We start from the raw sequence: 20,269 nt of genomic DNA, 5'->3' as shown, positions 1-20,269 counted from the left end.
GGTACGGATCTTCCGTACCCCGGCCGTCTACGTTATGCGGTCAGCCGCTCACTTCGCGGACTGCTGCCGCTCCACGGCCGCCTTGACCAGACCCGCGAACAGCGGGTGCGGGCGCGTCGGGCGCGAGCGCAGCTCCGGGTGGGCCTGGGTGGCCACCAGGTAGGGGTGGACCTCGCGCGGGTACTCGACGTACTCGACGAGCTTGTTGTCCGGGGAGGTGCCGGAGAAGACGAGGCCCGCCTTCTTCTCCAGCTCGCCGCGGTAGGCGTTGTTGACCTCGTAGCGGTGGCGGTGGCGCTCGTCCACGTACGCCTCGTCGCCGTAGGCCTCGCGCACGATGGAGCCCTCGGCGAGCTTCGCCGGGTACATGCCCAGGCGCATGGTGCCGCCCAGGTCGCCCGCGCCCTCGACGAAGGCCAGCTGCTCCTCCATGGTCGAGATGACCGGGTGCGGGGTGGAGGCGTCGAACTCGGTGGAGTTGGCGTCCTCGATGCCCGCGAGGTTGCGCGCGGCCTCGATGACCACGCACTGCAGGCCCAGGCACAGGCCGAGCAGCGGGATCCTGTTCTCGCGGGCGTAGGTGATCGCGCCGACCTTGCCGTTCACGCCGCGGTCGCCGAATCCGCCGGGCACGCAGATCGCGTCCACGTCGGAGAGCTGGGCCGCCGCGCCCGCGGGGGTCTTGCAGTCGTCGGAGGTGACCCACTTGATCTGGACGCGGGCCTTGTTGGCGAAGCCGCCGGCGCGCAGCGCCTCGGTCACCGAAAGGTAGGCGTCGGGCAGGTCGATGTACTTGCCGACGAGCGCGACCTTGACCTCGTGGTCGGGGTTGTGGACCCGGTCGAGGAGGTCTTCCCAGACGGTCCAGTCGACGTCGCGGAAGGGCAGGTCGAGCTTGCGCACGACGTACGCGTCCAGGCCCTCGGTGTGCAGGACCTTGGGGATGTCGTAGATCGACTTGGCGTCGATGGCCGCGACCACGGCCGCCTCGTCCACGTCGCACATCAGCGAGATCTTGCGCTTGATGCTGGTGGGCACGTCGCGGTCGGCGCGCAGCACGATGGCGTCGGGCTGGATGCCGATGTTGCGCAGGGCGGCGACGGAGTGCTGGGTCGGCTTGGTCTTCAGCTCGCCGGAGGGGCCGATGTAGGGCAGCAGCGAGATGTGCACGACGAAGACGTTGTCGCGGCCGACCTCGTGGCGGACCTGGCGGACGGTCTCCAGGAACGGCAGCGACTCGATGTCGCCGACGGTGCCGCCGACCTCGGTGATGACGACGTCGACGTCGTCGGTCGCCATGCGGCGGATGCGGTGCTTGATCTCGTTGGTGATGTGCGGGATGACCTGCACGGTGTCACCGAGGTACTCGCCGCGGCGCTCCTTGGCGATGACGGTGTTGTAGACCTGGCCCGTGGTGACGTTGGCCGAGCCGTCGAGGTCGACGTCGAGGAAGCGCTCGTAGTGGCCGATGTCCAGGTCGGTCTCGGCGCCGTCGTTGGTGACGAACACCTCGCCGTGCTGGAACGGGTTCATCGTGCCGGGGTCGACGTTCAGGTACGGGTCGAGCTTCTGCATCGTGACCCGCAGGCCGCGCGCCTTCAGGAGCGCACCCAGGCTGGAGGCCGTCAGGCCCTTGCCGAGGGAGGAAGCGACACCCCCGGTGACGAAGATGTGCTTGGTCGTCATGGATTTGGGCGGCATCGCCAAGAGGGGGCTCCCGTGGTCGCGAGGTGAGGTGCGTCCGGCGCCGGCCACCGTCGATCCGGAAGGGTCTCAGGGGGCGCCGAAGCTGCGGTTTCGGGGCCCCTGATTCGCACAGGCAGACCACCGGTCCACGGGGTACCAGCCTATCAGCGCCCGGGCCGGTCCGCCTCCGGCCACGCGCCGTCGCCGGGTCGTAGCAGAGCGCCGAAGTGCGCCGGGGCGGAGATCCCGCGGCTCACCCGTTCGGCCGAACGGCATTCCCCGCGGCCTGGAGAAGATCACTAGGGTGCCGTCATATCCTGCTCGGATATTGCACACATCACCGCCGGGCAGTCCGTCGGACGGCCTAACCGAGCCGATATACGGAATCATGGGCTCACGCGGGGATCCCTGCACACAGGAGACCGCGCAAACGCGCATTGCAAGCGCCCTACGGGGCGGACGTGGCCGTTCGACTGGAGATGCACGTGTCCGGGCGCATCGAGGATTACGCACTGATCGGTGACATGCAGACCGCTGCCCTGGTCTGCCGGGACGGGGCCGTGGACTGGCTGTGCCTGCCCCGCTTCGACTCCCATGCCGTGTTCGCGGGCATTCTCGGCACCGAGGATCACGGGTTCTGGCGGATCGGGCCGGCGTTCCCGGCGGGCGCCGAGGCCCCGCGTGCCACCCGCCGCCGCTACCGCGGCGACTCGCTGGTGCTGGAGTCCGAGTGGGACACCCCGCGGGGCAACGTCCGCGTGATCGACTTCATGCCTCCCCGCGAGGACCACGCGCCGCAGCTGATCCGCATCGTCGAGGGCGTCAGCGGGCGCGTTCCGATGCGCTCGACGCTGCGTATGCGTTTCAGCTACGGCCGGGTGGTGCCGTGGGTGCACAAGGTCGACGGCCGCACCGTCGCCGTCGCCGGCCCCGACTCCGTCTGGCTCGACACCGACGCGCAGACGTACGGCAAGGACCTGACGACGTACTCCGACTTCACCGTCGGGCCCGGCGACCGGGTGGCCTTCAGCATCAGCTGGCAGCCCTCCCACCGCGGCGCGCCCGAGGCCCCGGACGCCGAGGCGGCCCTGGACTCGACCGCCGAGTTCTGGCGCGAGTGGGTCGACCAGTGCACCTACCACGGGCCCTACCGCGAGGCCGTGGTCCGTTCCCTGATCACCCTCAAGGCCCTCACGTACGCCCCCACGGGCGGGATCGTCGCCGCGCCGACCACGTCCCTGCCGGAGGAGATCGGCGGGGTGCGCAACTGGGACTACCGCTACACCTGGCTGCGGGACGCGGCCATCACCCTCTCCTCGCTGCTGCGCACCGGCTACCGCGAGGAGGCCCGCGCCTGGCGCGAGTGGCTGCTGCGCGCGGTGGCCGGCGACCCGGAGAACCTGCAGATCATGTACGGGATCGCGGGCGAACGGGAGCTCGGCGAGACCGAGCTGGACTGGCTGCCCGGCTACGAGGGATCCCGGCCGGTCCGCGTCGGCAACGGCGCCGCCGGCCAGCTGCAGCTCGACGTGTACGGCGAGGTCACGGAGGCCCTGCACCTGGGCCACATGACCGGCCTGGCCCGCAGCGACTACGCCTCCCTGCTCCAGCTCAAGCTGATCCGCTACCTGGAGACGCACTGGTCCGAGCCCGACGAGGGCATCTGGGAGGTGCGCGGCCCGCGCCGGCACTTCGTGCACTCCAAGGTGATGGCCTGGGTGGCCGTGGACCGCACGATCAAGCTGATCGAGAGCGGGGACGCGGACGGCCCGCTGGAGCGGTGGCGGGAACTGCGCGACGAGATCCACCAGGACGTGTGCGAGAAGGGCTACGACAAGGAACGCAACACCTTCACCCAGTCGTACGGGTCGAAGGAGCTGGACGCCTCCCTGCTGCTGATCCCGCAGATGGGCTTCCTGCCGCCGGACGACAAGCGGGTCATCGGCACCATCGAGGCGATCCAGCGCGAGCTGTCCACGCCCGACGGTTTCATCCTGCGCTACCCGACGGCGGGCGAGGAAGCCGGTGTGGACGGTCTGGAGGGCGACGAGGGAGCTTTCCTCGCCTGCTCGTTCTGGATGGCCGACGACCTGGCGATGATCGGCCGGGTGGACGAGGCACGGCGGCTGTTCGAGCGGCTGCTGGCCCTGCGCAACGACCTGGGCCTGCTCGCGGAGGAGTGGGATCCGCGGCTCCAGCGGCAGGTGGGGAACTTCCCGCAGGCGTTCAGCCACGTTCCGCTGATCGACACGGCCCTGCGGCTGACCGCGAGCGGCGCGTACGGCGGCTGACGCCCGCGGGCGCCCCGTCCGAAGGGCCGTCCGAAGGGCAGCCCGGGCCGTCCGGGCGGGGCGCGGTGGCCACCGCGCCCCGGTGATCCTCCGGGCCTAGGCTGGAAGGGTCCTATGCCCTCCGTCCGTTGGAAGGGGGCAGCCATGGCTCCCCTCTCGAAGGCGGGCGCGGCCCTGACCGCGCTCCGCGAGGATCTGTCCGGTGAGGTGTTCGCTCCGGACGATCCGGGCTACGACGGGGCCCGGACCGTCTTCAACGCGATGATCGACCGCAGGCCCGCCGTGATCGCCCAGTGCGAGAGCGCGGAGGACGTGGTCACCGCCGTGCGCTTCGCGAGGGACCTGGACCTGAAGATCGCCGTGCGGGGCGGCGGGCACAGCGTCTCCGGCTCCGCCCTCGGTGACGCCGCCCTGGTGATCGACCTGCGCCGGATGCACGAGGTCACCGTCCACCGGGGCGCCCGCGCGGTCCGGGTCGAAGGCGGGGCGACGATGAGCCACCTGGACCGGGCGTGCGCCCCGTACGGGCTCGCCACCACCGGCGGCCGGGCCTCCACCACCGGGGTCGGCGGCTTCGTCCTGGGCGGCGGCAGCGGGTGGCTGGACCGCAAGTGCGGGCTGGCCGTGGACAACCTGCTGGGCGTGGAGCTGGTGACGGCCGACGGATCGGTCGTGGAGACCACCTCCGAGGAGCACCCCGAGCTGTTCTGGGCCCTGCACGGCGGCGGCGGGAACTTCGGTGTGGCCACCGCCATCACCCTGCGGCTGCACGAACTGCCCGCCATGGCGATCGCCTTCGTCCTCTACCTGCCGGAGAACGGTCCCGAGGTGGTGCGGACCTACCGGGACCTCCTGGAGGGCGGGCCGGCGGAGGCGAGCGGGGGCGTGATCTACCTGACGGGCCCCCCGGACGACGACTTCGTACCACCGCACCTGGCCGGGAGGCTGGTGTGCGCGGCGCTGCTCACGTACGCGGGCCCGGAGGAGCGGCTGCGGGGGCTCGCCGAGCCGCTGCTGGCACTACCGCACGAGGCGGCGATGGTCACCGCCATCCCGTACGCCGACCTCCAATGCATGATCGACGACCCGCCGGGGCTGCGGAACTACTGGTCGGCGGAGTACCTGACCGCCGCACCGGACGCGTTCGTCGACGCGTTCTGCTCCCGGGCCTCGTCGATGCCGGTGCCGACCGGGACCCAGCACATCCTGTTCCCGCAGGGCGGCGCGATCGCCTCCGGCCCGGCCGACTACCCGGTGCCGTACCGGGACTCCCCCTGGGCGGTGCACCCGTTCGGGATCTGGGAGGACCCGGCCGACGACGAACGCTGCAGGCAGTGGGTCAAGGACGTCCGCGCGGCCGTGCAGCCGTGGAGCACCGGCGCGGTGTACCTGAACTTCACCGGGGACGAGGGCTCGGACCGGGTGGTCTCGGGGCTCGGCGCGGACAACATGCGGCGGTTGGGACAGGTCAAGCGCGCGTACGACCCGGACAACGTCTTCCGCTTCAACCACAACATCCGGCCGGCCTGACCCCCTGATAGCGTCCCGCGACATGGACAGTCAGGGCGGGATCACGGTTCAGCGGGCACTGGAGCTGCCGGGGCTGCGCAGCGGCCTGCCGGAGGTGGTGGCCTGCGCCGACCGCCTGGGCCGCACCGTCCGCTGGGTGCACGCGGGCGAGGTTCCGAACATCGCCTCCCTGCTCAAGGGCGGTGAGCTGCTGCTGACCACGGGGCTCGGCCTGGGCACCCGACCCGCCGAGCAGCGGGCCTTCGTACGCCGCCTCGCGGACCGGGGCATCGCCGCGCTGGTGGTGGAGCTGGGCCCGCGGTTCACGCGGCTGCCCGCCACGCTCGTGGAGACGGCGCGCGCGGCGGGGCTGCCGCTGGTGCAGCTCCACCGGGAGGTCCCCTTCGTCGCGGTCACCGAGGAGGTCCACACCGAGATCGTCAACGGCCACTACGCCCTGCTCCAGCGGGCCGAGGAGGTCCACCGGCGGTGTACGGAGGCCCTGTTGGGCGGCGGGGGCATCCCGCAGGTGCTGCGCATCCTGGCCGACTTCACGGGGAACCCGGTCTTCCTGGAGACCCCGGACGGGCAGCTGCTGTACGCGGCCGCCAGCTCGGCCGGGGACCCGGGCGCGGACCCGCTCCAGGTCTGGGAGGGGCTGCGCGGCCAGCGCGAGGCCGAACCGTCGGCGAACACCGTGGTCGTCGACGTGCCGGGCGGCGGCCACGGCACGGGCTCGGTGCGGGCCCGGGTGGTCCTGGTCGGGGTCTCGGCCCCGCTGCTGCCGGTGCACCGGATGGCGGCGGAGCGCACCGCCGGCGTGCTGGCCGTGGTCCTCATGCAGGCGCGCCAGGAGGAGGAGCTGGCGGCGCGCGGCCGGGGCGACTTCCTCACGGACCTCGCGGAGGGCCGCATCTCGGCGGAGGACGCGCCGGGGCAGGCCCGTGTGCTGGGCTTCAAGCCGGGCGCCGGGCCGCTGCTGCCGGTGGTCATGCGGCTGTCGGACCTCGGCCCGTCCGGCAACTGGGCCGTCCTGGCCCGGGCGGTGCTGGAGGAGCTGTCGTCCGTCGGGGTCCCGGTCCTGCTGGGGGTCCGGCCGGTCGAGGGCCGGGTGCCGCTGCTGGTGTCCCTGCGGGCGGAGTCTGAGCGCACGGCGGTCGCCGACCGGGTCGCGGCTGCGCTGCGGGCGGGCGTCGAACGCGCGGGCCTGGACCGGGCCACCGCCCCGCCGGCCGTGGTCGTCGGCGTCGCGGGCGGCTGGGCGGCGGCCTCGTCGGGCCTGCGGCACGCCGCGGAGACCGCGACCGCGGCCCACGGCCTGCCGGCGCGGCCCTGGTACGACGCCCGGCGCCTCGACATCGATCTGCTGCTGTGGCGGCTGCGCGAACACCCGGACCTGGCGGCCTTCGTGGACCGCGCGATCGGCCCGCTGCGCGCGCACGACGCCGCCTCGAGGCCGCCGCTGCTGCCCACCCTGGAGACGTACCTGGCCCATGCGGGCCGCAAGGCGGAGACGGCCCGTGAGCTCCACCTGAACCGGCAGACCCTCTACAACCGGCTGGCTCGCATCTCGGAGCTGCTGGGCACGGACCTGGACGACCCGGAGACGGTCCTGTCCCTGAGCCTCGCCCTCCGCGCCCGCCGCCACGCCGGCCCTTCCTGACGCCACCCCTTCCTGACGCGCCCCTCGCACCCCTCGGCCCCTGGGGGCCTCGGGGCAGAGCCCGCATATCCAGCCCCGCCAGGGGGCACCTCCCGGCGGTAGCCGGGGGCTAGCGGTGGCGTTCCATCAGTTCGTCGTAGACGGACAGGACCTGGGCCACGGTGTCGTCCTCCGACGGCCAGCTCGCGGCCTGGATGCGCCCGGCGGCGGCCAGGTCGGCCCGGCGGGCCGGGTCGGCCAGGAGGCCGGTCACGGCCGAGGCGAGGGCCCTCGCCTCCCCCGGCGGGACGAGCACCGCGCCCTCCCCCACCAGCTCCGGCACACCGCCCACCGCCGTGGCCACCAGCGGCACGCCCGCCCGCAGCGCCTCCTGCGCCAGCAGTGCCCGCGCCTCCCACCGGCTCGGCAGGACCGCCAGGTCCGCCGCGGCCAGCAGCTGCGCCGCGTCCCGGCGTCGTCCGAGCAGCCGGACGGGGAGCCCCTCCGCCTCGATCCGTCGGGCCAGTTCGGCCCGTAGGGGTCCCTCGCCCGCGATCACCAGCAGCGGAGCCGGTTCCAGCGCCCGCCACTCGCGGGCCGCGTCGAGCAGGACGGAGTATCCGCGGTGCGCGACCAGGCTGCCGACCGCGATGAGCAACGGCCGCTCCACGACGCCGAGTTCCGCCCGCAGCTTGCCCGGGTCCGATACGCCCTCCGGGGCCGCCGGGAAGGCCACGGGCGCCAGCCGCGCATCCCTGGCGCCGCGCCGGCGTGCCAGGTCCACGAGGTCCGAGGAGGCGCCGAGCACCACCGCGGCGGCCCGTGCCACGCGCCGTTCCAGCATCCGGCTCAGCCGCCCGAGCGCGCCGTGCGCCGTCGGGCCGTCTCCGTGCCAGGTCACCACCAGCGGCACCCGGCGCCCGCGTATGGCCAGCGCGGCCCGCAGGCCAGCCTTCACCCCGTGCGCGTGGACGACGTCCGCGCCGGCGCAGGCTGCCCGCAGCACGCTGACCGCATCGGGCGCGAACTCCGCCCCGGCGCCGGTGAAGTCGTACTCCCCCTCGGCCTGGACGGGAGCGCACACCGTGACCCGCACCCCGCGCGCGGCGAGCCCGGTGGCGAGCGATCGGACGTGCGTGCAGCTGCCCGCGCCCGCACCGTCGCCGAGCACGTGGACGGTGCGCAGCGGGCGCCCGTAGGGCTGTGCCGCGGCGGAGGTGGAGACCGGGGAGCTGCTCACTGGCCGAAGCTCCAGGGTGAGGGAAGAGTCAGAGACGTCGCCAAGGATGCCAGTCCGCACGCGCGTTCCGGGACCATACGGGTGCGGATCCTGTGCGAGATACGGCCGGAGACCTTCCGGCCTCACCCACAAGGCGTAAGTGGAATCCGGAGAGTGACGTGCCGATCGGTCTGTTTCGGGCCCGAACCGGTCTTTCACGGACAAGCGGAAGGCCCGGAACGTCATCCGGTCCGGGCCCTCCAGGTGGTGTGCGGGCTCACACGTCGGCGCGCGCCGCCGCCAGCAGTTCCTCGGCGTGCGCCCGCGCGGAGACGGAGTCCTCGTGGCCTGCGAGCATGCGCGACAGCTCGCGGATCCGGTCCTCGCCCTCCAGGACGGTGACCCCGCTTCGGGTGACCGAGCCGTCGTTGGTCTTCTCCACCAGCAGCTGCCGGTCGGCGAAGGCCGCCACCTGCGGCAGGTGCGTGACGACCACGACCTGCGCCGACCTGGCCAGCTTCGCCAGGCGCCGGCCGACCTCGACCGCCGCCTTGCCGCCGACGCCGGCGTCGACCTCGTCGAAGAGGTACGTGGGCACCGGGTCGGAGCCCGCGAAGACGACCTCGACAGCGAGCATCACGCGGGACAGCTCACCGCCCGAGGCGCCCTTGGCGATCGGCCGCGGCTGGGCGCCCGGGTGCGGGGCCAGCAGCAGTTCGACCTCGTCGGCGCCGGAGGGTCCGTAGGCGACCGGGCGGCCGTCGACTTCCACTCCTTCGGGGTCCTCGGTCTGCCGGATGTCGATCGTCACCCGGGCGTGCGGCATCGCCAGCGATGCCAGCTCCTCCGTCACCGCGGAGGCGAAGCGCGTCGCCGCCTCCACCCGGGCGTCGGTCAGCGTCTGTGCCAGCAGGGACAGTTCGGAGCGCAGTCCGTCCCGTTCCGCGGTCAGCTCGGTGATCCGCTCGTCGTCGCCGTCCAGTTCCAGGAGCCGCGCCGCGCCCTGTTCGGCCCACTCCAGCACCGCGTCCACGGTGCCCCCGGTGCCGTACTTGCGTGTCAGCTGCGTCAGGGCGGCCCGGCGCTCCTCCACCGCGGCCAGCCGCAGCGGATCGGCGTCGAGGTCGTCGGCGTAGCCGGCCAGCTCGCCGGCCACGTCGGCGAGCAGGATGCCGAGCTCGCCGATCCGCTCGGCGAGCGCGCCGAGCGCCGGGTCGTACGACCGTACGGCTTCCAGGGCCCGGTGGGCTCCGGCGACGAGCATGTTGGCGTCGATGGCCTCGGGGTCCTCGGGGTTGCCCGCGAGCGCGGCGTGCGCCGTCTGGGCCGCCGAGGCCAGCGCTTCGGCGTGCCCGAGCCGCTCGGCCTCGGCCGAGAGTTCGGCGTCCTCGCCGGCCACCGGCTCCACGGCCGCGATCTCGTCGAGGCCGAAACGGAGCAGATCGGCCTCCTGGGCCCGTTCCCGCGCCCGGGTGGTGATCTCCTCCAGCTCCACGGCGACCGCGCGGAGCCTGCGGTAGGCCGAGCCGTACTTCTCCAGCGGGACGGCGACGGCGTCTGCGGCGTACCGGTCGAGCGCCTGCCGCTGCCGGGCGGGGCGCAGCAGCCCCTGCTGGTCGGTCTGACCGTGTACGGCGACCAGGTCGTCGGCGAGTTCGCCGAGCAGGCCGACGGGCACGGAGCGGCCGCCGACGTGGGCGCGCGAACGCCCCTCGGCGGACACGGTCCGGCTGATCAGCAGGGCGCCGTCGTCGAGCTCGGCGCCCGCTTCCTCGGCGCGTACCGCGGCGGGGGCGTCCGGGCGCATGACGATGCGGCCCTCGACCACTGCCGCCTTGGCCCCGATCCGCACCAGGGCCGGGTCGGCGCGACCGCCGAGCAGCAGCCCGAGGCTGGTGACGACCATCGTCTTGCCCGCGCCGGTCTCGCCGGTCACGGCGGTGAAACCGGGCGACAGCTCGACCACCGCGTCGTCGATGACCCCGAGCGACCGTATCCGCATCTCCTCAAGCACGGGACGACCATACCGAGGTTTCCCGGGTGCCATGTGACGTCACCCGCCCCAAGTTCTTCGAACGCATGTGCTATTAATGCTTTCGCGTCCGACGCCGAGCGACAACACCCGCCATCCGGGCCGGGCTTGCGGGCGGCGGGGCACTCCGGCGCCCGCCGCCGGTTGGGGCGGGCCCGTCAGTGGGGCGCGCCACGCCAGCCCGACACCGGCAGCGCGAACTTCGCGACGAGCCGGTCCGTGAACGACGCGTGGTGCAGCCGGGCGAGCCGCACGGGCACCGCACCGCGCCGGACCTCCACGCGTGCCCCGGCCGGCAGCTCCAGCGTGCGCCGGCCGTCGCACCACAGGACCCCGTGCGGGGTACCGTTCTGCACCTCCACGGCCAGGACCGAGTTCGGCGAGGTCACCAGCGGCTTCGCGAACAGCGCGTGCGCGCTGATCGGCACCATCAGCAACGCCTCCACCTCCGGCCAGACCACCGGCCCGCCCGCGGAGAAGGCGTAGGCCGTAGAGCCCGTCGGGGTGGCGCAGACGATCCCGTCGCAGCCGAAGCCGGTCACCGGGCGCCCGTCGATCTCCAGGACCACCTCCAGCATCCGCTCCGGGGAGACCTTCTGGACCGCGGCCTCGTTCAGCGCCCAGTCCCGGTGGACGACGTCGCCGTTCGTCCGCACGATCACGTCGAGGGTCATCCGCTCCTCGACCTCGTACGAGCGCGTCACCACCCGGTCCACGACCTTGTCCAGGTCGTCGCGCTCCGCCTCGGCGAGGAAGCCGACCCGGCCCAGGTTGACGCCCAGCATCGGCACGCCCGAGGCCCGTGCGAGCTCGGCGCCGCGCAGCAGGGTCCCGTCCCCGCCGAGCACCACCAGCAGCTCGCACCCGTCGAGCACCCCCGGCGTGGACTCGGTGACGAGCTCCACCTCCGGCGGCAGCGGCAGGTCCACCGCCTCGTGGTCGAAGACGCGTACGCCCAGCCCGCAGCGCAGCAGGCCCTTGACGACCAGCTCGGCGCTGCGGATGGCCGCTGGCCGTCCGGTGTGCGCGAGCAGGAATACGGTGCGTTCCCCCGAAGAATCTGTCACTGCGGCCCCTCCGCCACTGCACGATCAACGTCCGCCGGGTCGAGTGCCGGTGCCCCCGCCCTCAGCCACAGAAAGTACTCGACGTTCCCCGACGGCCCCGGCAGCGGACTGGCGGTGACCCCGAGGACACCCAGTCCCAGCCCCGCGGCGCTGGCCGCCACCTCGCGCACGGCCTCGGCCCGCAGCTCGGTGCTGCGCACCACGCCGCCGCTGCCCAGCCGGTCCTTGCCGACCTCGAACTGCGGCTTGACCATCAGCACCAGGTCCGCGTCCGGCGCCGTGCACCGCACCAGCGCGGGCAGCACCAGGCCGATCGAGATGAAGGACAGATCGCCGACGACGAGGTCCACCGGGATGCCGTCGATCTGCTCGACGGTCAGCTCGCGCACGTTCGTGCGGTCCTTCACGGTGACCCGGTCGTCGCTCTGCAGCGACCAGGCGAGCTGCCCGTAGCCGACGTCGACCGCCATGACGTGGGCCGCGCCCGCGCGCAGCAGCACGTCGGTGAAGCCTCCGGTGGACGCGCCGGCGTCCAGCGCCCGGCGGCCCTCGACCCGCAGCCCCTGCGGCCCGAAGGCCGCGAGGGCGCCCGCGAGTTTGTGCCCGCCGCGCGAGACGTAGTCGGGGTCGGCGTCGTCCTTGAGGACCACGAGGGCCGCGCTGGTCTCGACCTGGGTGGCGGCCTTGGTCGCGGTGGTGCCGCCCACGGTCACCCGGCCCGCGGCGATCAGCTGCGCGGCGTGCTCGCGCGAGCGGGCCATGCTGCGGCGTACCAGTTCGGCGTCCAGGCGGCGGCGTGCCACTCCTGCCACGTTCGGTTCAGCTCCTGTTTTCGTACGGTCCGGGGACGGGCGGTGCGTCCAGCGCGGTCAGCGCCTCGCGCAGCCCCCGGTGCACATCCTCGTACACCTCGACGTGTCCGTCCGCCCCGAGGTGGTCCGCGTCCGCCAGCCGCGCCAGGTGCGCGTCCACCCCGGCGTGCCCGGTGGGGGTGCGTACGACGCCCAGCGCCGCGGGCCCGGCGGGCTCCGCCGGCGCCGCGGACTCGGCGGACTCGGCGGACTCGGCGGGGGCTCCCGCGCCGACCTCGGCTCCGGCATCGGCTCCGGCCGCGCTCGGGGCCTCGGCCCGGGTCTCGGCTGCTTCGTCGGTCATGCCACGACGCTACCCCGAAGCGCACCCACGGCGACGCGCGGCTCTGCGGTACGGTCGTGATCACGATGGCTACGATCCAGGAGTGCCGTGAAGCACTCGACCGACTCTCCGACAACCTCGCGCGGGCCGAGGACGGCGTGCGCGGCGCGGCGGCGTTCGACCGCTCCCTCAGCTGCCACATCACGGACCTGGACCAGACGTTCACGGGCCGCCTCGACGGAGGCCGCATCCGGGTGGACGCGGTCGCACCGGGCCCGCCGGTCCGCAAGGCGGAGATCCGCCTCGCGATGACCGGCGACGACCTGGTCGCTCTGGTCGCGGGCGAGCTGAAGTTCGCGAAGGCCTGGGCCTCCGGCCGGATCCGGCTGGAGGCCGGCTTCCGCGACCTGCTGCGGCTGAAGAGCCTGCTCTAGGCGGCAGCGGCCGTCCCCGAGCCACTACACCTCGGCGGCCGCCTGTTCGCGGGAGCGGCGCGCCGCCGGGATCACCAGCGGCGTCCCCGTCTCCGGGTCGTCGATGACCTGGCAGCGCAGCCCGAACACCTTCTCCACGAGCTCCGCGGTGACCACCTCCTGCGGCGGCCCCTCGGCGATGACCTTCCCGCCCCGCATCGCGATCAGGTGCGTGGCGTAGCGGGCGGCGTGGTTGAGGTCGTGCAGCACGGCGACGAGGGTACGCCCCTGGGTCTCGTGCAGTTCGGCGCACAGGTCCAGCACGTCGATCTGGTGCTGGATGTCCAGGTAGGTCGTCGGCTCGTCGAGCAGCAGCAGCGGCGTCTGCTGGGCCAGCGCCATCGCGATCCACACGCGCTGCCGCTGCCCGCCCGACAGCTCGTCCACGGCCCGGTCCGCGAGCTCGGCGACCCCGGTCGAGGCCATCGACTCGTTCACGATCCGCTCGTCCTCGGGCGACCACTGCCGCAGCAGGCCCTGGTGCGGATACCGGCCGCGCGAGACCAGGTCGGCGACCGTGATGCCGTCGGGCGCGATCGAGGACTGCGGGAGCAGGCCCAGGGTCTTGGCGACCTTCTTCGCGGGCATCGACCCGATGGCCTGCCCGTCCAGCAGGACCCGCCCCTCGGACGGCTTCAGCATCCGCGACAGGGCCCGCAGCAGCGTGGACTTGCCGCAGGCGTTGGGGCCGACGATCACCGTGAAGGAGTTGTCGGGGATCTCCACCGACAGGTTCTCGGCGATGACCCGCTGGTCGTAGCCGAGGGTCACGTTCTCCGCGGTCAACCGCTGCACTTGCGCACTCCTGAGGTTCATATACGTCCTGCCTTGCGCTCGGTGACGAGCAGCCAGAGCAGATAGACACCGCCGACCAGCCCGGTCACCACGCCCACCGGCAGCTGGTCCGCGCCGAAGGCCCGCTGCGAGGCCCAGTCCGAGAGCAGCAGCACCACCGAGCCCATCAGGGCGGCGGTCAGCAGGTTGGCGCCCGGCGAGCGGGTCAGCCGGCGTGCCAGCTGCGGCGCGGCCAGCGCGACGAAGCTGATCGGCCCGGCAGCGGCGCTCGCCGCCGTGGTGAGCAGGATCGCGGCCAGCATCAGCAGCAGCCGGGTGCGCTCCACCCGCACCCCCACCGCGTACGCCGCGTCGTCGCCCATCTCGATCATCCGCAGGGCCCGGCTCTGCCCCAGCACCAGCGGGAACAGCACCGCGCAGGTCACCAGCAGCGGCCACACCTGCGCCCAGTCCCGGCCGGCCAGCGAACCGGTCAGCCAGACCATCGCCCGCGAGGCCTCCACGAGCTGGGCCTTGGTGATCAGGTACTGGATGACGGCCACCAGCATCGCCGAGGCGCCGATGCCCACCAGCACCAGCCGGTAGCCGTGGATGCCCCGCTTGTACGCCAGCAGGTAGACGGCGGCGCCGGCCAGCAGTCCGCCGAGCAGCGCGCCGGCGGCGACCTCCGTCGCCGAGCCCTTCAGCAGGATGATGACGACGAGGGCGCCGACCGCGGACCCGTACGAGAAGCCGAGGAGGTCGGGCGAGCCGAGCGGGTTGCGGGTAACCGACTGGAAGACGGCCCCGGCCATCCCGAGGGCGGCGCCGACCAGCAGCGCGACCAGCACCCGGGGCAGCCGCAGGTCGTTGACGATGAAGTCGTTGGCGGGGGTGCCGTTGCCGAACAGGGTCTGTACGACGTCCCACGGCGCGATGTCGAAGTCGCCGGTGCCGATCAGCAGGACGGCCATGACGAACGCGGCGAGGACCAGCAGGGCGCCGACGGCCAGGGCGCGCCGCTCGATCCGCAGCGACATCCCGCCCGGGAGCCGCACGGGACGGGCTTTGGCGGTCACGGTCACAGCTGGGCCATCCTCTTGCGCCGGACGAGGTAGATGAAGACGGGCCCGCCGATGAGCGCGGTGACGACGCCGACCTGCAGCTCGGCGGGCCGGGTGACCACCCGGCCGACGACGTCCGCGCCGAGCAGCAGCACGGGCGACAGCACGGCCGAATAGGCCAGCACCCAGCGCATGTCCGGTCCGGTGAACACCCGCACCAGGTGCGGGATCATCAGGCCGATGAAGACGATGGGCCCGCAGGCGGCGGTCGCCGCACCGCAGAGCAGGGTGATGGCGAGCATCGCGCCGACCCGGGTCCGCGTCAGGTTCGCACCCAGCGCCCTGGCCGTGTCGTCACCCATGGCCATCGCGTTGAGCGGTCGGCCGAGCGACAGCGCGAGCACCGCGCCGACCAGCAGGAACGGAGCGACCTGCCGGACGGTGTCCATGTTGGCCGAGGCCAGCGACCCCACCGTCCAGAACCGCAGCTTGTCGAGCGCCTTGCTGTCCATCAGCTGCACGGCGTTGATGTAGCCGACGAGGGCCGCGCTGGCCGCCGTACCCGCGAGGGCGAGGCGCACCGGTGTGGCACTGCGGCTGCCGCCCAGCACGTACACGACGACCGAGACCACCGCCGCGCCGAGGAAGGCCCACCACACGAACTCGCTCAGCGAGCTCGCGCCGAAGAAGCTGATCGCGGAGACCACGGCCGCCGCGGCGCCGGCGTTGACGCCGAGGATGCCTGGCTCGGCCAGCGGGTTGCGGGTCAACGCCTGCATCACCGCGCCGGACAGACCGAGGCCGAGGCCGACCATCAACCCGAGGAGGGTGCGCGGGACCCGGAGGTCCCGCACCACCACGTCCGAAGTGGTCCCCGAGTAGTGGAAGAGGCCGTGCCAGACCTCGTCCAGGGGCATCTGCTTGGCGCCGACCGCGATGCTCAGCACCGCGATCAGGGCGAGCACCGCGAAGGCGCCGGCCAGACCCGCGGCACGCGCGGCATGGCGTGGGCGGGCGACGGCGTCCGGCGGGGGCGCCGCACTCGGCCCGGATTCAGGGGGACTCTCAACCAACACGCAGGTTAGGTTAGCCTAGCCTCCGCCTCGAACGGCCTCCGGAGGTCACTGAAGACCCAGCCTGGCCAGCGCCTTCGCCGCGTCCAGCGTGCACACGTCCTCGGCGGCCGCCGTCCAGGCCGCGGCGCACAGCGCCCGCAGACCGTCCAGCGGGTCCGAGCCCCCTCCGCCGTCCTCGCTCAGTTCGAGCACGCCGTTGTTCAGCGCGACCGCGGTCCAGCCACCGCAGCGGAACCCCTCCGCGGCCGGCACCACCTCCGGCTGTCCGGCCAGCAGCCCGCGCAGGTCCCGGTCGACGTAGGTCGGCCGGTGCCGGGGCTCGGCCCGCAGCAGCTGCTCCGCGTCGGTCACTCCGGTCAGCACCAGCAGCGAGTCCACCTCGCCGTTGAAGGCGCCCTCGATGTCGGTGTCGAGGCGGTCCCCGACGACCAGCGGCCGCTTCGCCCCGGTCCGCAGCACCGTCTCCCGGTGCATCGGGGGCAGCGGCTTGCCCGCCACCTGCGGTTCCGCGCCCGTGGCGATCCGTACGACCTCCACCGCGGCGCCGTTGCCCGGCGCGATGCCCCGCGCACCGGGGATCGTCAGGTCGGTGTTCGACGCGTACCACGGCACACCCCGGTTGATCGCGTACGAGGCCTCAGCGAACCGGCCCCACGCCAGGTCAGGGCCCCCGTAGCCCTGCACGACCGCCGCCAGCCCCTCCTCGTCGGCGGACTCGACCGGCACCAGCCCGCGTTCGCGAAGCGCCACCCGCAGCCCTTCCCCGCCGATCACCAGCACCTTGGAGCCCGGCTCCACCTGCTCCGCGATCAGCCGGGCCACGGCCTGCGCCGAGGTGATCACCTCGGCCGCGTCCGTCGGGATGCCCAGTTCTCCCAGGTGCTCCGCCACCGCCTCGGGGGTCCGCAGGGCGTTGTTCGTCACGTACGCGAGGTGCATGCCGTCGGCGCGGGCCGCCGCGAGGGACTCCACGGCGTGGCCGATGGCCCGCCCACCCGCGTACACCACGCCGTCCAGGTCCAGGAGAGCGGTGTCGTACGCCTGGTGCAGACTCTGGTCACACGCCGCAGGACTGGTCCTGATCTGCCGGGTCATTCTGGCCGCTCCCTGTGAGATCGATCTTGTCCGATTCCGTACTGCCCCGATCATCCCGCATGGCGAGACGCGATTTACCATGCACCAATGACCACTTCTGGCACCGCGGACCACGGGCTGCGCCTCATCCCGTTCCATGGCCTGCGCTACGTCCCGGAGCGTGTCGGCAGCCTCGCCGCCGTCACCTCGCCGCCGTACGACGTGGTCGTGCGCCCCGACGGAGTCGACCATCTCGAGTCCGCCGACCCGCACAACATCGTCCGCCTCATCCTCCCGCAGGCCGGCACCCCGGCCGCGCGCAACGAGCAGGCCGCGCGCACCCTGCGGGACTGGCTCGCCGGGGGCATCCTGTCCGCCGACCCCGAGCCGGCCCTGTACGTGTACGAGCAGCGCCGGACCGGGCTGCTGCAGCGCGGCATCATCGGCGCCCTCGCCCTGTCCACCGCCGATGCCGGCATCGTCCTCCCCCATGAGGACGTCATGCCGGACGTGGTGACCGACCGGGCGGGCCTGATGCGGGCCACCTCCGCGAACCTCGAACCGCTCCTGCTCACCTACCGCGGCGACGACCCCGGCGCGGGGGCGGCGGCGGTCGTCGAGCGGACCGCCCAGCGCGCGCCGCTGCTGTCGACCACCACCGAGGACGGCTTCCAGCACCGGCTCTGGGCCATCACGGACCCGGCCGAACTCGCCGCCGTCACCACGGATCTCAGCCACCGCCAGGCGCTCATCGCGGACGGCCACCACCGCTGGGCGACGTACCTGCGCCTCCAGGAGGAGCACGCCTCCCCCACCGCGTGGGACTTCGGCCTGGTGCTCCTCGTGGACACCGCCCGCTATCCGCTCCAGGTCCGCGCCATCCACCGGATGCTGCGCCGCCTCCCGGTCGCCGACGCGCTGGCCGCCGTCGCCGGTCACTTCCGGGTCCGACCGGTCGACGGGCCGCTGCCGCTGGCCCTGGACGCCCTCTCTGACGCGGCGGAACGCGGCAACGCCTTCCTCCTCGCCGGCGACGGCACCTTCCACCTGGTCACCGATCCCGACCTGGCCCTCCTCGACCGCACGGTCCGCCACGACCGCCCCGAGGCCTGGCGCCGGCTGGACGCCACCGTGCTGCACGCGACGCTGCTCGACGCCCTCTGGCACGTCCCGGACGCCCCCGACCAGATCACGTACATCCACGACGCCGCGTCCACGGTGGCCATGGCCGAACGGCACGGGGGCACCGCCGTCCTGCTGCATCCCGTACGCGAGGAGGTCGTGCGGGACCTCGCCCGCCAGGGGGTCACCATGCCCCGCAAGTCGACGTCTTTCGGACCGAAGCCGGCCACCGGCCTGGTCCTGCGTGGACTGGGCTGAACCCCGCCCGGACACGGGCCGGACATGAAGAAGGGCGGTACCCCGTTCGGGGTACCGCCCTTCTTCGCTACGTCAACGTGGCTCAGGCCTTGTCGCCGCGGACGTCGGCGTCGGCCGCGGACTGCTCCGGCGCCTCGTACTCCTCGTCGTCCTCGTCGTAGTACTCGGTGGCGTCGGTGGCGCGCTCGGCCGCGGCGACCTCTGCCGGGTCCTCGTCGTCCTCGTCGTCCTCGTCGTCCTCGTCGTCCTCGATGTCCTCGTCCCGGTCGTCCTCGGCGAGGTCGTCGTTCTCGACCTCGTCGTCGTCGGACAGGTCGATCGCGGCGTCGACGAACTCGACGCCGTCGAGCTCGGCGAGACGGTCGGAGGCGTCGGTGGCCCCGTCCTTGTCGGCTTCGAGGGCCTTGCCGAACCACTCGCGGGCCTCGTCCTCACGACCGGCCGCCAGCAGGGCGTCGGCGTAGGCGTATCGCAGGCGCGCGGTCCACGGCTGGACGGCGCTGGACGCCAGCTCGGGGCTCTGCAGGGTCACGATGGCCGCTTCGAGCTGCCCCTGGTCCCGCCGGGCACCGGCCGCGACCAGACGCATCTCGACCTGGCCGGCCTTGTCGAGCTTCTGCACCTCGGGCTCGCCGGCCATGGCCAGTGCCCGCTCGGGACGGCCGAGGCCGCGCTCGCAGTCGGCCATGACCGGCCACAGCTCGACGGAGCCGGTCATGCGCTTGGCGGCGCGGAACTCCGCGAGGGCCTCGCTGTACTTCTGCGTGGCGTACGCGGCGAAGCCGGCCGCCTCGCGGACTGCGGCCACGCGGGAGGCCAGGCGCAGGGCGATGCGCGAGTACGCGTACGCCTGCTCGGCGTCCTCGTCGATCAGTCGGGCGACCATGACGAGGTTCTTGGAGACCTCTTCGGCGAGGCCCTTGGGCAGGCTCAGCAGCTCCTGACGCACGTCGGCGTCGATCTCCAGGCCGGTGACGTCCTCGTCGATCGGAAGCCGCTTGACCGGGTCGCGGTCGCGGTCCGAACGGTAGCCACGGTCGCCGCCGCGGTCGTCGCGACCCCGGTAGCCACCACGGTCGTCACGGCCCCCGCGGAAACCGCCGCGGTCGCCGCCCCGGTCGTCGCGGCGGGGGTACGAGGGACGGTCGCCACCGCGGTCGTCACGACGCGGGTAGGACGGACGGTCGCCACCGCGGTCGTCACGGCCGCCACGGAATCCACCGCGGTCGTCATCGCGACGCGGGTAGGACGGACGGTCCCCACCGCGGTCGTCACGACGCGGGTAGGACGGACGGTCGCCACCGCGGTCGTCGCGGCCGCCACGGAATCCACCGCGGTCGTCGTCACGGCGCGGGTACGAGGGGCGGTCGCCCCGGTCGTCGCGGCGCGGGTACGAGGGGCGGTCGCCACCACGGTCGTCACGACGCGGGTACGACGGACGCTCGCCCCGGTCGTCACGACGGAAGGCGGGACGGTCGCCACCGCGGTCGTCACGGCGCGGGTAGGACGGGCGGTCGCCGCCGCGGTCGTCGCGGCCGCCACGGAATCCACCGCGGTCGTCATCGCGACGCGGGTACGAGGGGCGGTCGCCACCGCGGTCATCGCGACGGGGGTAGGACGGACGGTCGCCGCCGCGGTCGTCGCGACGCGGGTAGGACGGGCGGTCGCCGCCGCGGTCGTCGCGGCCGCCACGGAATCCACCGCGGTCGTCGTCACGACGGGGGTACGAGGGGCGGTCGCCCCGGTCGTCGCGGCGCGGGTACGAGGGGCGGTCGCCACCACGGTCGTCACGACGCGGGTACGACGGACGCTCGCCCCGGTCGTCACGACGGAAGGCGGGACGGTCGC

General features: G+C 73.4%; 16 protein-coding genes and 1 pseudogene. 5 read left to right on the top strand and 12 right to left on the bottom strand.

Annotated features, from left to right (window positions below):
* Positions 1-48 precede the first annotated feature (48 nt).
* Positions 49-1,701, bottom strand: coding sequence for a CTP synthase (locus tag E6U81_RS30565; protein WP_136233269.1), 1,653 nt, complete (start codon positions 1,699-1,701; stop codon positions 49-51).
* A 446-nt stretch (positions 1,702-2,147) separates the two neighbouring features.
* Here E6U81_RS30565 and E6U81_RS30560 point away from each other — a divergent pair, with 446 nt between their 5' ends.
* From E6U81_RS30560 to E6U81_RS30550, 3 genes are all read left to right on the top strand, one after another.
* Positions 2,148-3,977, top strand: coding sequence for a glycoside hydrolase family 15 protein (locus tag E6U81_RS30560; RefSeq protein WP_206310049.1), 1,830 nt, complete (start codon positions 2,148-2,150; stop codon positions 3,975-3,977).
* Positions 3,978-4,121: 144 nt separating this feature from the next.
* Positions 4,122-5,507 carry an FAD-binding oxidoreductase gene (locus E6U81_RS30555; RefSeq protein ID WP_136233268.1) on the top strand — a complete coding sequence of 462 codons (1,386 nt, stop codon included), beginning with the start codon at positions 4,122-4,124 and terminating at the stop codon, positions 5,505-5,507.
* Positions 5,508-5,529: 22 nt separating this feature from the next.
* The gene (locus E6U81_RS30550) at positions 5,530-7,149 is read left to right on the top strand and encodes a PucR family transcriptional regulator (protein WP_136233267.1); all 1,620 of its coding nucleotides are present in this window, start codon (positions 5,530-5,532) and stop codon (positions 7,147-7,149) included.
* A 109-nt stretch (positions 7,150-7,258) separates the two neighbouring features.
* On the opposite strand, the gene E6U81_RS30545 is transcribed toward E6U81_RS30550, so the two are convergent.
* From E6U81_RS30545 to E6U81_RS41305, 5 genes are all read right to left on the bottom strand, one after another.
* The gene (locus tag E6U81_RS30545) at positions 7,259-8,368 is read right to left on the bottom strand and encodes a glycosyltransferase family 4 protein (protein WP_240804110.1); all 1,110 of its coding nucleotides are present in this window, start codon (positions 8,366-8,368) and stop codon (positions 7,259-7,261) included.
* 256 nt (positions 8,369-8,624) lie between these two features.
* Positions 8,625-10,349 (bottom strand): DNA repair protein RecN, encoded by a 1,725-nt coding sequence (gene recN, locus E6U81_RS30540; protein ID WP_136233318.1) that lies wholly within the window; start codon positions 10,347-10,349, stop codon positions 8,625-8,627.
* Positions 10,350-10,537: 188 nt separating this feature from the next.
* Positions 10,538-11,446, bottom strand: coding sequence for an NAD kinase (locus tag E6U81_RS30535; protein ID WP_136233266.1), 909 nt, complete (start codon positions 11,444-11,446; stop codon positions 10,538-10,540).
* Entirely contained in the window at positions 11,443-12,258 is an 816-nt protein-coding gene (locus E6U81_RS30530) for a TlyA family RNA methyltransferase (protein WP_136233265.1), read from the bottom strand. The genes E6U81_RS30535 and E6U81_RS30530 overlap by 4 nt, the downstream gene beginning before the upstream one ends.
* Before the next feature lie 7 nt (positions 12,259-12,265).
* Positions 12,266-12,601, bottom strand: a complete 336-nt coding sequence (locus E6U81_RS41305; protein WP_240804109.1) for a hypothetical protein — start codon at positions 12,599-12,601, stop codon at positions 12,266-12,268.
* Positions 12,602-12,666: 65 nt separating this feature from the next.
* On the opposite strand from E6U81_RS41305, the gene E6U81_RS30520 reads away from it, so the two are divergent.
* Positions 12,667-13,014, top strand: coding sequence for an SCP2 sterol-binding domain-containing protein (locus E6U81_RS30520; protein ID WP_136233264.1), 348 nt, complete (start codon positions 12,667-12,669; stop codon positions 13,012-13,014).
* A 24-nt stretch (positions 13,015-13,038) separates the two neighbouring features.
* Here the strand turns inward: E6U81_RS30520 and E6U81_RS30515 are convergent, their stop codons facing one another.
* The 4 genes from E6U81_RS30515 to E6U81_RS30500 are packed head-to-tail and all read right to left on the bottom strand — an operon-like array spanning position 13,039 to position 17,062.
* Positions 13,039-13,848, bottom strand: a complete 810-nt coding sequence (locus E6U81_RS30515) for an ABC transporter ATP-binding protein (protein ID WP_136233263.1) — start codon at positions 13,846-13,848, stop codon at positions 13,039-13,041.
* A gap of 17 nt (positions 13,849-13,865) precedes the next feature.
* Positions 13,866-14,867, bottom strand: coding sequence for an iron chelate uptake ABC transporter family permease subunit (locus E6U81_RS30510; RefSeq protein ID WP_136233316.1), 1,002 nt, complete (start codon positions 14,865-14,867; stop codon positions 13,866-13,868).
* 41 nt (positions 14,868-14,908) lie between these two features.
* Positions 14,909-15,967, bottom strand: coding sequence for an iron chelate uptake ABC transporter family permease subunit (locus E6U81_RS30505; RefSeq protein ID WP_206310048.1), 1,059 nt, complete (start codon positions 15,965-15,967; stop codon positions 14,909-14,911).
* Between the two features lie 45 nt (positions 15,968-16,012).
* Positions 16,013-17,062, bottom strand: coding sequence for an HAD-IIA family hydrolase (locus tag E6U81_RS30500; RefSeq protein WP_136233262.1), 1,050 nt, complete (start codon positions 17,060-17,062; stop codon positions 16,013-16,015).
* Between the two features lie 87 nt (positions 17,063-17,149).
* Here E6U81_RS30500 and E6U81_RS30495 point away from each other — a divergent pair, with 87 nt between their 5' ends.
* On the top strand, positions 17,150-18,421 hold the full coding sequence (locus E6U81_RS30495; RefSeq protein ID WP_136233261.1) for a DUF1015 domain-containing protein: 1,272 nt from the start codon (positions 17,150-17,152) through the stop codon (positions 18,419-18,421).
* A gap of 82 nt (positions 18,422-18,503) precedes the next feature.
* On the opposite strand, the gene E6U81_RS30490 is transcribed toward E6U81_RS30495, so the two are convergent.
* Both E6U81_RS30490 and E6U81_RS41990 read right to left on the bottom strand, forming a co-directional pair.
* Complete coding sequence (locus E6U81_RS30490) at positions 18,504-19,355, bottom strand: tetratricopeptide repeat protein (RefSeq protein WP_206310051.1); 852 nt, start codon at positions 19,353-19,355, stop codon at positions 18,504-18,506.
* Positions 19,356-19,511: 156 nt separating this feature from the next.
* Positions 19,512-20,269 (bottom strand): annotated as a pseudogene (locus E6U81_RS41990) (hypothetical protein); the annotation flags it as partial.

It is taken from the genome of Streptomyces sp. A0592, assembly GCF_004795115.1.
GTDB lineage: Bacteria > Actinomycetota > Actinomycetes > Streptomycetales > Streptomycetaceae > Streptomyces > Streptomyces erythrochromogenes.
Note: the sequence above shows the minus strand (reverse complement) of the source record. Positions and strands in the feature narration are given on the sequence as shown.